This window comes from Luteimonas abyssi (assembly GCF_001482195.1).
In the GTDB taxonomy this organism is placed as follows: Bacteria; Pseudomonadota; Gammaproteobacteria; order Xanthomonadales; family Xanthomonadaceae; genus Luteimonas; species Luteimonas abyssi.
The window spans coordinates 1,325,167-1,338,289 of record NZ_KQ759763.1; the positions used below are offsets into that span (position 1 = coordinate 1,325,167).

Below are 13,123 nucleotides of genomic sequence, written 5' to 3' on the forward strand. Positions count from 1 at the left end.
GCATCCACTGCCGGAGCGGCCGGTCACTTCTCGACGAAGGCGCGCTCGAATACGTACTGCCCCGGCGTACCGATGCGCGGCGCGGCAGTGAAGCCGCGGCCGTCGAGCAGGCCACGGAAGTCGGCCAGCATCTGCGGGCCACCGCAGATCATCGCGCGGTCGTGTTCGGGGTCGAGCGCCTCGATGCCCAATTGCGCCATCATCCGGCCGCTGTCCATCAGCGCGGTCAGCCGGCCCTGATGGTCGTGGCCGCCGAACACGAACGGCTCACGCGTCACCGCGGGGTAGTAGTGCAGCTTCGCCGCGATCTGCTCGCCGAGGAACTCGTGGTGCGGCAGTTCGTTGACGAAATAGTCGCGGTAGGCGAGGTCGCGAGTGTGGCGAACGCCGTGACACAGGATCACCCGCTCGAAGCGCTCGTAGGTCTCCGGGTCCTTGATCACCGACAGCCACGGCGCCAGGCCGGTGCCCGTCCCCAGCAGATACAGGTTGCGGCCGGGATGCAGGTCGTGGATCAGCAGGGTGCCGGTGGGCTTGCGGCCGACCAGCACCCGGTCGCCGGGGCGGATGTCCTTCAGTCGCGAGGTCAACGGGCCGTCGGGCACCTTGATGCTGAAGAACTCGAGCTGCTCTTCCCAGTTCGCGCTGGCGATGGAGTAGGCGCGCAGCAGCGGCTTGGCGTCGGTTTCCAGGCCGATCATCACGAACTGGCCGTTGTCGAAACGAAAGCCGTCGTCGCGGGTGGTGGTGAAGCTGAAGTAGTCGTCGGTCCAGTGACGGACGTCGAGCACCGTTTCGGCGCCGAATGCAGAGGACATGCTGGGGTGGGGGCGTGCGAAAGTCCGGCATTCTAACAGATGCGAACCATTCTCATCATTTGGCCGCGCGGTCTCCACGGCGCGCGGCGCAGACTGGAGGCATGGCGACCCTCTGGACCCTCGGTCACTCGACCCGCGACCTGGCGACGCTGGCCGGCATGCTGACCGAAGCCGGCATCGCGCGGGTGGCCGACGTCAGGCGATTCCCCGGCTCGCGGCGGCATCCGCAGTTCGGGGCCGGAGCGCTGGCCGACGCACTGGCCGCAGTGGGCGTCGCCTATGTGTCGATGAGCGCACTCGGCGGGCGACGGACGGCGCGTCCGGATTCGCGGAATACGGCATGGCGCAACGCCGGGTTCCGCGGTTATGCGGATTACATGGACACCGATCCGTACCGCCAGGCGCGCGACGGGCTCGCCGCGTTCGCCCGTGAGGCGCCGACCGCGGTCCTGTGCGCCGAGGCGATGTGGTGGCAGTGCCACCGCAGCCTGATCGCCGACGATTTCAAGGCGCACGGCTGGGAGGTCATCCACTTGATGGCGCCCGGCAGGACGCAATCGCACCCGTGGAGCGCCGCGGCCCGACTGGTGGACGGGCGACTGGACTACGGCGATCCGGCCGACGGTCAGGGCGTGTTGTTCGAATCCTGACGATGGTCGCGCGCTGGCTGTCCGCAGACGGCGGGCCGGTCGCGCTGGAAGGCGCCTGTGCACGGGGTGCAGGTGCGGCGTGCGTCCGCGGATCGATGGCGGTGTGCGGTCCGAAGTTCCGGGTGGTCCGGGCGCGCGGCGAGAAACGCATGCGTAAAAGCGAAAAGCCCTGCTTGTGCAGGGCTTTCGTCGTGCCTTGGTATTGCCCGTGACTCCGCGTCGCGGAAGCCGGAGGTAGTGGGCCCGCCCGGACCGCAGGCGACGGCGATCAGTAGTAGCGCAGGAACGTCGCCGGTTCGGGTCTCGTGGGGACCGGTGCCACGATGTCGGGCGACGCGGCCACCGGCAGGGGCGAGGCCGGCGACTGGGCCGGCGGGACGAATGCCGGCGTGGGCACCGGCGTCGACGGTGCGGTGGCGAACGGCGTCGACGCAGGCGGGGTGAGCGGCGTGGTTGGCGGCGTCCACGGCGCACCGAACGGCGTGCCCGGCAACGGCGTCGAGGGCGTCGGCGTGGGCAGCGGGGTGGCCTGCGGCGTCGGCACCGGCATCGGAATCGCCGGCGTGGGGCTCGGCGTCGGCGACGGGGTGTTGAACGGGCTGCCGGCCGGTGTCGTGGAGACGGGCGTCTGCGGCACCTGCGGGGCCGGCGCGCCGGGCGTGCCCTGTGTCGACGGCGTGGGCGTGTTGCCGTCGGCCGGGGTGCGGAACGGCGCCGACAGCGGGGTGAGGTGCGGCACCACGCCGTTGGCGAAGCCGTTCATGGCGTTGGCGGGGCTGGAGAACGTGTTCGGGTCCAGCATCGTGTTGGTGATGCCGATGCCGCCGGCCACCGCCTGCGCGGCCGGATGCGGGATCATGCCGGCGATCGCGCCGCCGAGATTGAGGGCGGGTCGCAGGTAGTCGTCGCGGATCACCTCCCAGTTGTCGCGGTTGGTGCCGTTGGCGTTGACGTGTTTGTCGTTGGTGCTGTCGAGCGTGCCGTTGGCGCGCTCCAGATGGCCGAGGCCGTACTTGTTCACGTCCTGCAGCATGCCGGCCTCGGTGCCATGACGCGCGTGCCCGTCCTTGGTGAAGCCCTCGATCTTGCCGTTGCCCATGACCTCTTCGGAGCGGGCCGTGCCGTCGGCCTGGCCGAGGCTCTTGATGTGGGTGAGGATCGCCGCGGCCTGGAAGGCCTGGTCGGGATCGTTGTACATATCGCCGCCGACCAGCTCGTTGAGGTTGTCGCGCACGCTGCTCTGGTTGCCCAGGTTCGCCAGGACGGGGTTGTCCACCCGGATCTCCTCGGCGCTGCGGGTATCGCCCGGCGGGCGCGCGGTCGACGCATCGGGCGGGACCATGGTGTACATCGTCATGGTGCGGTCCGAGGTCACCGGATTGCGCAGCTGGGTGTAGTCGATCTGGCCCTGCTGCATGCCGCCGTAGGCCTGCGGCTGGGCGTACATCGCCAGGTCGGGCGGCATGCCGTAGGCCTGCATGCCGGGCGGAAGCTGGCCGGCCGGGGCATACGGATTGACCATGCCGGGCGGGAGGGCTTGCGAGGGCAGCGGGTTGGCCTGTGCGTACATGGCGGGATCCTCATGGCTTGGGGGAATGCGGCTGCCGGCCGCATGGCCACGGAATCTAGAGCGCCCGGAACGCCTCGTGTATCCGGGCTGTCCCCATGTTGCCAGCGCCCGCCACGCATGTTTTGGTGTCCTGTTGACCATGATCCGGTGGCGCGCCCGCCGGGAACTGCGACCGGTTCGACAGTGGGGCGGTGAGCGTCGTCACGCCCGCCCGGGCGACCGTCGCGCGGGGCCGGTGCCGCGGGCGCATGCGTCATCGACGTGGGCCGGCGGCGTCCCGTCCTGCGCTCAGCGGTAGCCGGCCGCCTGCAGTTCGAACAGCTCCGCGTAGCGGCCGCCCTGCGCCATCAGCTCGGCGTGCGTACCGCTGGCCTCGATGCGGCCCTGGTCGAGCACCAGGATGCGATCGGCCATGCGCACGCTGGAGAAACGATGCGAGATCAGCACCGCGGTGCGCCGGTGCGAGAGTTCCTTGAAACGGCGGAACACCTCGTACTCGCTGCGCGCATCCAGCGCGGCGGTGGGCTCGTCCAGGATCACCACCTGCGCATCGCGCATGTAGGCGCGCGCGATCGCGATCTTCTGCCACTGCCCGCCGGACAGGTCCATGCCGGTCCGGAAGCGACGGCCGATCAGTTGGTCGTAGCCGCCGGGCAGGCCGTCGATCACTTCGTCGGCCATCGCGCGGTGGGCGGCGTCGTGGATGCGCGCGCGATCGTCCATGGCGTCGATCCGGCCGACGCCGATGTTCTCCGCCGCAGTCAGGTGATAGCGCACGAAGTCCTGGAAGATCACCCCGGTGTTGGCGCGCAGGTCGTCGAGGTCGTAGTCGCGCAGGTCGCGGCCGTCGAGCAGGATGCGGCCCTCGTCCGGGTCGTACAGCCGTGCCAGCAGTTTGACCAGGGTGGTCTTGCCGGCGCCGTTCTCTCCGACCAGCGCCAGCACCTCGCCGGCGCGCAGTTCGAAATCCAGCTGTCGCACCGCCCAGTGCTCGGCATCCGGATAACGGAAGCCGACGTTCTCGAACGCGAAACCGCGCGCGATCGGGCGCGGCACCGGCACCGCGTCGGGCTTGCTGCGGATTTCCGGCTCGATGGCGAAGAACGAGAACAGGTCGTCCAGGTACATGGCCTGGCCGGCGACCTGCGAGAAGCCCACCAGCAGGCCCTCGAGCAGCTGGCGCAGGCGACGGAAGCTGCCGGCGAGGAAGGTCAGGTCGCCGATGGTGAAGTCGCCGCGCAGGGTGCGCCAGACGATGTAGGCGTAGGCGACGTAGTAGCCCAGCGTGCCGAGCGCGGCCAGCAGCGTGCCCCAGGCGGCGCGGCGGCGGGCCAGCGCGCGGTTGGCGCGGTAGAAGCCGTCGGCGAGGGTGCGGTAGCGGCCGATCAGGAATCGGTGCAGATCGAAGATCTTCACCTCCTTGGCGGTCTCGACGCTGGCGCCGGTCTGACGTACGTACTCGAGCTGGCGCCGCTCCGGTGTCCACTGGAAGTTGAGCGAATAGCCCAGCGCGTTGAAGTGCGACTCGCCGATGAAGGCCGGCAGCAGCGCCAATGCCAGCAACAGGATCAGCCAGGGTGCGTAGACCAGCAGGCCGGCGGCGAAGGCGAGCACGGTGACCGTGTCCTGGGCCTGGCCGAACAGTTGTCCGAGCAGGTTCATCCGGCCCACCGTCTGGCGACGGGCGCGATCGAGCCTGTCCTGCAGTTCCGGATCCTCGAAGTCCTCCAGGTCCAGCGTGGCGGCATGCTCCATCAGGCGCACGCTGGTGGCGTTGGTGAACAGTTCCGACAACAGGCTCTCGGCGTAGGACACCACCCGGCCCAGCAGGTCGGAGACCACCGCCAGAACGAACTCCAGCAGCACCAGCCAGGCGAGGTGGTCGAGCAGGCCGGCCTGCCAGGCGGCCCCGAGGTCGGCGGGCGCCACGCCGGCACCGGCCAGGCGCACCACTTCGTCGATGATCAGTTTGCCGATGTAGAGCATCGTCACCGGCAGCAGGGCGCGGACCAGGCGCAGGCCGAGGCTGGTCAGGGTGAGGCCGGGACTGGCGGCCCAGATCTGGCGCAGGAACGGCGGCAGGTTGCGCAGCGCATCGAAGCGTTCGCGCAGGCTGGGCTGGGCGCTGCGCGACGGCGTGGCCGGGGCGGGCGATGCGGGGGGCGCAGGGGGAGCGGGCATCGCGAGATTCTGCACGATGAGGAGGGCGGGTACGCCCGATGCCGCAGCGCCATCGCGGGATGCGCGTGGCCTGCCGCGCGCGGCGATCGCCGGCGATTCCCGCGCCCCGGAGCGGACCGGGAGGCACGCCCGGTCCATTCTGGCGCCGGGGGCGCAGCTGCCTGCGCGGACCCGCCACAGGCCCTATACTGCCGGATGGCGCCGCCATCGGCGGGGCCTTGCGCCATCCAAAACAACGCGTTACAGAACATTCTTCAACCGGAATCCCACACCAGTGCGGTCCATCCGGGGACCGCAGAGGCACCCACTGCCGCATGCGCCTGTCCACGATCAAGCTCGCCGGATTCAAGTCCTTCGTCGATCCCACCACGCTGCACCTGCCGACCAACATGACCGGCGTGGTCGGTCCGAACGGGTGCGGCAAGTCGAACATCATCGACGCGGTGCGCTGGGTCATGGGCGAGAGCACCGCCAGCCGGCTCAGGGGCGATTCGCTGACCGACGTGATCTTCTCCGGCTCCACCGCGCGCAAGCCGGTGTCGCAGGCGATGGTCGAACTGATCTTCGACAACGCCGACCACACCATCACCGGCGAGTACGCCTCGTTCAACGAGATCTCGGTCAAGCGCACGGTCAGCCGCGACGGCCAGAGCGCCTACTACCTCAACGGCACCAAGGTCCGCCGCCGCGACATCACCGATCTGTTCCTCGGCACCGGCCTGGGGCCGCGCAGCTACTCGATCATCGAGCAGGGCATGATCAGCCAGATCATCGAGGCCCGGCCCGAGGACCTGCGCGTGCATCTGGAGGAGGCCGCCGGCATCTCCAAGTACAAGGAGCGCCGCCGCGAGACCGAGACCCGCATCCGCCACACCCGCGAGAACCTGGATCGCCTGAACGACCTTCGCGAGGAAGTGGGCAAACAGCTCCAGCACCTGGCCCGGCAGGCGAAGCAGGCCGAGCAGTACACCGCCATCCAGGCGGAGCGGAAGATCCGAGACGCCGAGTGGAAGGCGCTGGAGTTCCGCACCCTGGACCGCGAACTGCAGGCGCTTCGCGAGGGCCTGGCGCAGGAAGAGACGCGGCTGGAGCAGTTGGTCGCCGAGCAGCGCGACGCCGAACGCCGGATCGAGACCGGGCGCGTGCGCCAGCAGGAGGCCGGCGAGGCGCTGGCCAAGGCGCAGGCCACCGTCTACGAAGTGGCCGGCAGCCTGGCCCGCATCGAACAGCAGATCGCCCACCAGCGCGATCTGTCCGCGCGTCTGCACCGTGCCCGCGACGAGACCGCGAACGCCCTGGCGGAGATCGGTGCCCACATCAGCGGCGACCAGCAGCGACTGGACGCGCTGCAGACGGCCATGATCGATGCCGAGCCGCGCCTGGAGGCCTTGCGCGCCGAGGACGAGGATCGCCAGGAGGCCCTGCGCGAGGCGGAGGCCGCGCTGGCCGACTGGCAGCAACGCTGGGAAGCCCACGCGCGCGAGACCGCCGAGGCGACGCGCGCGGCCGAGGTCGAACGGACCCGGACCGATTACCTGGACAAGCAATCGCTGGAGGCGGACCGCCGCCGCGAGCAGTTGCAGGCCGAGCGCGCGGGGCTGGATGTGGATGCGCTGGCGGAAAGCTTCGCCGGGATCGAGCAGCGCCACGAGGAGCAGCGCCTGTCGCTGGACACCCTCGGCGAGGATGTCGAAACCCGCAAGCAGGCCGCGCTGGCGCTTCAGGATGAGCAACGTGGCGCGCAGGACGCGCTGGCGGAGGTGCGCAAGCGCGCCCAGGAAGCCCGTGGTCGGTTGTCGTCGCTGGAGACGCTGCAGCACGCCGCGCTCGGTCAGGAACAGGGCGCGGCCGTCGAATGGCTGCGCCGGCACGGCCTGGACGGCTCGACCCGCGTGGGCGAGCGGCTGCAGGTGGAGGCGGGTTGGGAGAACGCGGTCGAGGGTGCGCTCGGGCAATTGATCGAGGGCGTGCTCGTCGAGGCTCCGGAGGCGCTGGTCGAGGCCCTGGCCGATCTCGGCGAGGGGCGTCTCGCCCTGGTGTCGTCCGCGACCGACGCTGGCGCAGCGGCCTTCGCGCCGACCTCGCTGGCGGCGAAGGTGCAGGGGCCGCTGGCGATCCGTCGCCTGCTCGCGCGCCTGCACGTGGCCGAGACCCTGGCCGATGCGCGCGCGCTGCAGGCCGGACTGCCGGACGGCGACTCCGTCATCACCCGCAACGGCGAGCGTCTGGGCGCCGGCTGGGTGCGTGTGCTGCGTTCGGGGGCCGCCAAGCAGGGCGCGCTGCTGCGCGAACGCGAGATCCAGTCGCTGCGGGCGGAAATCGAAAGTCTGCAGGACCGCGAGGCCGAGCTCGAAGAGGCGGCGGTGCAGCGTCGCGAGCGCCTGCTGGCCGCCGAGCAGGCGCGCGAGGAGGCGCAGCGCCAGCTCTATGTCGCCCATCGCGCCGCCTCGGAGCTGGCCGGCCAGCTGCAGAGCCAGCAGGGTCGGCTGGATGCCGCGCGCAACCGCATCGAGCGCATCGATGCCGAACTCGAACAGTTGATCGAAGCCCTCGACGGTGCCGGCACGCAATCGCGCGAAGCGCGCGCGCGGCTCGACGACGCGGTCGAGCGCATGGCCGAGCAGGAGCAGGCACGCGGTGCGCTGGAAGCCGAGCGCGCCGCCCTGGTGCAGGCCCGGGACACCGCCCGCGATGCCGCCCGCGCCTCGCGCGATGCCGCGCACGCGCTGGCGCTGAGCCTGGAATCGCAGCGGGCCCAGGTCACCGGGCTGACCCAGGCGCTGGAGCGCATGGGCAGCCAGCGCGGCCAGCTCGACAGCCGGCTGGAGGACATCACCGTCCAGCTCAGCGACGGCGACGCGCCGGTCGGCGACCTGGAAGAACAGCGTCAGGCGGCGCTGGAGCAGCGGGTGGTGGCCGATGGCGCATTGTCCGAGGCGCGCTCCGCGCTGGACGGCATCGAGAACGAGTTGCGTGGTTTCGAGCAGACACGCCAGCAGCGCGATGCGCATGCGCTCGCCCAGCGCGAGGCGATCTCGCAGCGCCGGCTCGACCAGCAGGCGCTGGTGATCCGCGCGCAACAGCTGTCCGCGGCGGTGACCGAGGCCGGCTACGAGGTCGAGAAGGTGCTGGCGGAGGTCGCCGAGGATGCCCGCGCACCGGTCTGGGAAAAGACCGTGGCCGATCTCGACGCGAAGCTGCGCCGCCTCGAGCCGGTGAATCTCGCCGCGATCCAGGAGCACGCCGAGGCCGCCCAGCGCAAGGAATACCTGGACAGCCAGGACGCCGATCTCAACAGCGCCCTGGAGACGCTGGAGGACGCGATCCGCAAGATCGACCGCGAGACCCGTGGCCGGTTCAAGGAAACCTTCGACCGCGTCAACGCCGGCGTGCAGGAGCTCTATCCGCGCCTGTTCGGTGGCGGCCATGCCTACCTCGAGCTGACCAGCGACGACCTGCTGGATGCCGGCGTGGCGATCATGGCGCGCCCGCCGGGCAAGCGCGTGTCCAGTATCTCGCTGCTGTCGGGTGGCGAGAAGGCGATGACCGCGGTGGCCCTGGTGTTCGCGATCTTCCGCCTCAACCCGGCGCCGTTCTGCCTGCTCGACGAAGTGGATGCGCCGCTGGACGAGGCCAATGTCGGGCGCTTCACCGCGATGGTCACCGAGATGAGCGAGCAGGTGCAGTTCCTGTTCGTCAGCCACAACAAGGCGACGATGGAAGCCGCACATCAGCTCAGTGGCGTTACCATGCGCGAGCCGGGCGTGAGCCGGCTGGTGTCGGTCGACCTGGCCGAGGCCGCGCGCCTGGCCGGTGCGGCCTGAGCCGCTTCGCGTACGTGGATGACCATGTGCACCGTTGATGACACAAGGGAGAGAGTTCGATGTCCGACGCCGGGCTGATGCGGATCGGGATTGCGATCGCAGGCGTGATCCTCTTCGCCGCGATCTGGTACTTCGGGACCCGGCCACGTCAGGGCGGGGGACGCCGGGTGCACCACGACGAGCGCGGCGGGAACGGCGAACGCGACCGCATGGAGCCCACGCTGGGTGCCCAGATCGAGCAGGAGCTCGACGCCGCGGAGTCGCCGGCCGAAGAAGCCCGGGCGCCCGAGGAACTCGACCTGTTCGACGACGCCGTCGGCGAGCCGGCCACGCCGAACGCCGAGCTCGGCCGTCGGGTCAGCGAGGATTTCGACAAGATCGTCACCCTGTACATCGCCGCGCGTGCCGGCGAGGTGCTGCGCGGGCCGGACATCGTGGTCGCGGCGGAGAAGGCCGGCCTGACCTACGGCCACATGAACGTGTTCCACCGGCTGGTGGAAGGCCATCCGGAACGCGGACCGATCTTCAGCGTCGCCAACATCCGCAAGCCCGGCAGCTTCGAGATGTCCGAGATCCAGGCGCTGGAGACTCCGGCGATCGCCTTCTTCCTGACCCTGCCGGCACCGGTCAGCGCGCTCGATGCCTGGGAGATGATGCAGCCCACCGCACAGCGCATGGCGGAGTTGCTCGGCGGCGTGCTGCTGGACGAACAGCGCAATGCCCTGGGCCGCCAGCGCATCGCCCACATCCGCGACGAGCTGCGCGCCTACGACCGCGAGCGCGAAGCGCCGCCGGTGACCCGCAGCCCGCGCTGGTAACCGGGCGCGGCGGGCACAGTGTCCGCTGACGATCCACAGGCCCGGCTGCGGCGTATCGCTGCGGACAGCGCCTGGTTCATGGAGGCCCTGCGCGCCGCCCGCGATCTCGGCCTGCCGGCCTGGTGCATCGGCGCGGGGGCGGTGCGCAACCTCGTCTGGGATGCCCTGCACGGCCATCGGCGGCCATCGCCGCTGGCGGACATCGATCTGGCCTGGTTCGATGCCTCGGACCTGCGACGCGCACGGGACGCCGCCCTGCAGGCGCGCCTGCCACGGTTGCCGATCGCGCCCTGGGAGGTGACCAACCAGGCCGGCGTGCATCTGTGGTTCGAAGCGCACTTCGGACATCCGGTCGCACCGCTGGCGTCGCTGGAGGAGGCGGTCGCGTCCTGGCCCGAGTTCGCCACCAGCGTCGGGATCCGGCTCGACGACGGCGATCGCCTGAGCGTGATCGCGCCGCACGGCCTCGACGATCTGTTCGGCATGGTGGTGCGCCGCAATCCGCGCCGCGTCGACGTTGCCACCTACCGTCGGCGCATCGCCGGCAAGCGTTACGCCGAGCGCTGGCCGCGGGTGCGCGTGGTGCCGGAATGACGGTCGGCGGGCCGCGCCATCGGCGTGGGGCGGTGACCTACAATGGCGCGATGTCCAAGCCCGCCGCCCGCGTCGCCGACCTCCGCCGCCGGATCGAGGCCGCCAACCACCGCTACTACGTGCTCGACGATCCCGCGATCCCCGATGCCGAGTACGACGCGTTGATGCGCGAGCTCGAAGGGCTCGAAGCCGAGCATCCCGATCTCGCCTCGGACGACTCGCCTACACGCACCGTCGGCAGCCGGCCCGAGGGCGGTTTCAACGAGGTCCGGCACGCGATCCCGATGCTGTCGCTGGCCAACGCGTTCGAGGATCCGAATGGCGGCGACGACGATCGCCTGCGCTACCGCGAAGTGGCCGAGTTCGAACGCCGGATCGAGGATCGCCTGGACACGCGTGCGCCGCGGTTCTCGGTCGAGCCCAAGCTCGACGGCCTGGCGATCAGCCTGCGCTACGAGGACGGGGTGTTCGTGCAGGGCGCGACCCGCGGTGACGGGGCGACCGGCGAGGACGTCACCGCCAACCTGCGACAGGTGCGCTCGGTACCGCTGCGCCTGCGTGCGGACGACGCCCTGCAGGTGCCGGCGGTGCTGGAGGTGCGCGGCGAGATTTACATGCCACGCAAGGATTTCGAGGCCTGGAACGCGCAGGCGCTGGCGCGCAACGAGAAGCTGCTCGCGAACCCGCGCAACGGCGCGGCCGGTTCGCTGCGCCAGCTCGACCCCGCGGTGACCCGCCGGCGGCCGCTGGCGTTCTTCGCCTACGGCGTGGGCGAGGTGACGGGGCTCGAACTTCCGCAGACCCATTCGGACACACTCGCCCTGCTGCGCCGTTTCGGCTTTCCGGTGGCGCCCGAGGTCGACACCGCGACCGGCTTCGACGGGTTGATCGCCTATTACCGCCGCATCGGCGGCGTGCGCGACGACCTGCCGTACGACATCGACGGTGTGGTCTACAAGCTCGACCGCTACGACCAGCAGCGCACGCTGGGTTTCGTGTCGCGCGCGCCGCGCTGGGCGCTGGCGCACAAGTATCCCGCGCAGGAACAGGCCACCGTGCTGCGCGCGATCGAGATCCAGATCGGTCGCACCGGCGCGGCCACGCCGGTGGCGCGGCTGGAGCCGGTGCAGGTGGCCGGCGTCACCGTCACCAATGCCACCCTGCACAACGCCGACCAGATCGCGCGGCTGGATGTCCGCGAGGGCGATACGGTGATCGTGCGTCGTGCCGGCGATGTGATTCCCGAGATCGTGCGCGTCGTCGAGGACCGGCGGCCCGACGGCACCACCGCGTGGACGATGCCGGCGACGTGCCCGGTCTGCGGCTCGGAGCTGGTGCGCGAAGAGGGCGCGGCCGCGTTCCGCTGCACCGGCGGGCTGACCTGCGGCGCCCAGCGCAAGGAGGCCGTGCGACATTTCGCTTCGCGCCGCGCGATGGACATCGAGGGCCTCGGCGAAAAGCAGGCCGATGCGCTGGTCGAGTACGGGTTCGTCGATTCGATCGCCGACCTCTACGCGCTCGATGTCGCCGATCTGGTGCGGATGAAGGCCGCGCTCGACGCGCCCACTGCCGCCGATCTGCTGCAGATGGTCGACGACAGTCGCGGCGCGCTCGTGCTCGACGACGACACCCGCACCGCGCTGGCGCAGGAGCCGCCCGAGTGGCGCCGCGCCGACTTCCTGCGCACGCATCTGCAGGTCGCGCCGGAGGGGGGGCGTGTCGCGGTGAAGTGGGCGGAGAACCTGCTGGCCGGCATCGATGCCAGCCGCCGCACCACGCTGCCGCGGTTCCTGTTCGCGCTGGGGATCCCGCATCTGGGCGAAACCACGGCCAGGACCCTGGCCCAGTGGCTGGGGTCGCTGGATTTCGTGCGCGCGACGCCGGCGCTGGTGCTGCAGGCGTTGCCGGATATCGGCGCCGAGGTGGCGCGATCGATCGCGACGTTCTTCGAACAGCCGGGCAATGTGGCCGTGGTCGATGCGTTGCTCGCCGCGGGGATCGCCTTCGAGGACGAAGGGCGGCCGGATCCCGGCCTGCACGCGCGTCTCGGGCTGGCGCAGGTGCTGTCGTCGCTGGGCGTCAACAAGCTCGGCGGCAAGAGCGCCGAACGGCTGGCGCAGACCTACGGCGATCTCGACGCGCTGCTCAAGGCGAATGCGAGCGGCTGGACCGGCGCGGGGCTGTCCACGGCCGGCGCCGACAATCTGCAGGCATGGCTGGACGACGGCGATGCGCGGGCGCGCCTGGTTGCGGCCTGGGAGGCCACGCGCCGGCTGCTCGATGCCGCACCCGCACGCGCGCGCACGGCCGCCGGCCCGCTGGACGGGCAGACCGTCGTACTCACCGGCACGCTGTCGGCGATGACCCGGGAAGAGGCCACCGAACGGCTCGAGGCGCTGGGCGCCAAGGCGACCGGCAGCGTGTCGAAGAAGACCACGTTCCTGGTCGCCGGCGAGGCCGCAGGCTCCAAGCTCGCCAAGGCCGAGGCGCTGGGGATCGACATCTGGGACGAGGCGAAGCTGGTCGCGTTCCTGGACGCGCAGGCATGAGGACCGCGCACGTCGCCGGTGCCGCGGAGCCTGCGGCGAGCGCCGGCGATGTCACGCGCGCGGCCGAGCTGCACGCGGCGGCCGTGCCTGCGGCCGCGCATGGCCGGCGCCTCGATTCG

Annotated in this window: 8 protein-coding genes; 5 read left to right on the forward strand and 3 right to left on the reverse strand. The window is 70.8% G+C overall.

The window, feature by feature from the left end; genetic code table 11:
• Window positions 1-23 precede the first annotated feature (23 nt).
• Window positions 24-818 (reverse strand): ferredoxin--NADP reductase, encoded by a 795-nt coding sequence (locus RG19_RS05475; protein WP_058834390.1) that lies wholly within the window; start codon window positions 816-818, stop codon window positions 24-26.
• Between the two features lie 101 nt (window positions 819-919).
• Between RG19_RS05475 and RG19_RS05480 the strand changes: the two genes are divergently transcribed.
• On the forward strand, window positions 920-1,468 hold the full coding sequence (locus RG19_RS05480; protein WP_058834391.1) for a DUF488 domain-containing protein: 549 nt from the start codon (window positions 920-922) through the stop codon (window positions 1,466-1,468).
• 268 nt (window positions 1,469-1,736) lie between these two features.
• Here the strand turns inward: RG19_RS05480 and RG19_RS05485 are convergent, their stop codons facing one another.
• Both RG19_RS05485 and RG19_RS05490 read right to left on the reverse strand, forming a co-directional pair.
• Window positions 1,737-3,038, reverse strand: coding sequence for a hypothetical protein (locus tag RG19_RS05485; RefSeq protein WP_058834392.1), 1,302 nt, complete (start codon window positions 3,036-3,038; stop codon window positions 1,737-1,739).
• A 288-nt stretch (window positions 3,039-3,326) separates the two neighbouring features.
• The gene (locus RG19_RS05490) at window positions 3,327-5,219 is read right to left on the reverse strand and encodes an ABC transporter ATP-binding protein (RefSeq protein WP_058836431.1); all 1,893 of its coding nucleotides are present in this window, start codon (window positions 5,217-5,219) and stop codon (window positions 3,327-3,329) included.
• A 314-nt stretch (window positions 5,220-5,533) separates the two neighbouring features.
• Between RG19_RS05490 and smc the strand changes: the two genes are divergently transcribed.
• From smc to ligA, 4 genes are read left to right on the forward strand one after another with little or no spacing between them, the layout of a single operon-like run.
• Complete coding sequence (gene smc / locus RG19_RS05495; protein WP_058834393.1) at window positions 5,534-9,043, forward strand: chromosome segregation protein SMC; 3,510 nt, start codon at window positions 5,534-5,536, stop codon at window positions 9,041-9,043.
• Window positions 9,044-9,102: 59 nt separating this feature from the next.
• Window positions 9,103-9,861, forward strand: coding sequence for a cell division protein ZipA (zipA, locus tag RG19_RS05500; protein ID WP_058834394.1), 759 nt, complete (start codon window positions 9,103-9,105; stop codon window positions 9,859-9,861).
• 18 nt (window positions 9,862-9,879) lie between these two features.
• Window positions 9,880-10,455: a nucleotidyltransferase family protein gene (locus RG19_RS05505; protein ID WP_202905318.1), complete on the forward strand. Its 576-nt coding sequence runs from the start codon at window positions 9,880-9,882 to the stop codon at window positions 10,453-10,455.
• Window positions 10,456-10,505: 50 nt separating this feature from the next.
• Window positions 10,506-13,004: an NAD-dependent DNA ligase LigA gene (gene ligA, locus RG19_RS05510; protein ID WP_058836432.1), complete on the forward strand. Its 2,499-nt coding sequence runs from the start codon at window positions 10,506-10,508 to the stop codon at window positions 13,002-13,004.
• The last annotated feature ends 119 nt before the right edge of the window (window positions 13,005-13,123 follow it).